At 75.4% G+C, this 593-nt stretch carries 1 pseudogene; it reads right to left on the reverse strand.

The window, feature by feature from the left end:
- A pseudogene (locus FV222_RS28630) lies at nucleotides 1-593 on the reverse strand (LytTR family transcriptional regulator); the annotation flags it as partial.

A 593-nucleotide genomic window follows, 5' to 3' on the forward strand; every position in this document is an offset into this window, starting at 1 on the left:
GGCACCAGCGGATCGCTGCCGGCCGCGAGTCGTGGGCCGGCGAAGCGCAGCAGCAGGCCGCCGCCCTCGACGAAGGCCTGGACGCGGGTGGCGGTGCGGTCGTCCATCGCGCCGACGTCGGCGAGCACCAGCACCGTCACCTGGTTGTCGAGGAGCTGCGCCACCTGGTCGGCGATGCCCTTGGCGCCGCGGGCCTCCTGCACGTCGGCGAAGGGCTGGAGCGCGCGGGAGAGATAGTAGGTCGGCGCCAGCAGCGGCTGCGCCTGGTCGCTGGTGCCGCCGAAGACGAGGCCGACGCGGCGGCGCTTGCCGCGCTCGTCCACCAGCGTCACGGCGCCGGCCGAGCGCTCGCCGGCGATCTCGATGCGGCTGACGCCGTTGCGCAGCTCGATCGGCATGTCGAAGGCGATCTCGGCCTCAGTGGCGTCGGGCGCGAGGGCGAAGTCGTGCTCGGCCAGCGGCAGGCCCTTCTGGTCGAGCGCGCGCACGAGGCCGCCGTCGCGGCCGTTGCGAGCGGCGCGCAGCACCCGGGCTGTGAGCTTGCCCCCGGCCTCGGACGCGGTCAGCGCCAGGGCCGGGGGCAAGCTCACAGC

Origin of the sequence: Methylobacterium sp. WL103 (assembly GCF_008039885.1) — a bacterium.
Taxonomy (GTDB): domain Bacteria; phylum Pseudomonadota; class Alphaproteobacteria; order Rhizobiales; family Beijerinckiaceae; genus Methylobacterium; species Methylobacterium cerastii.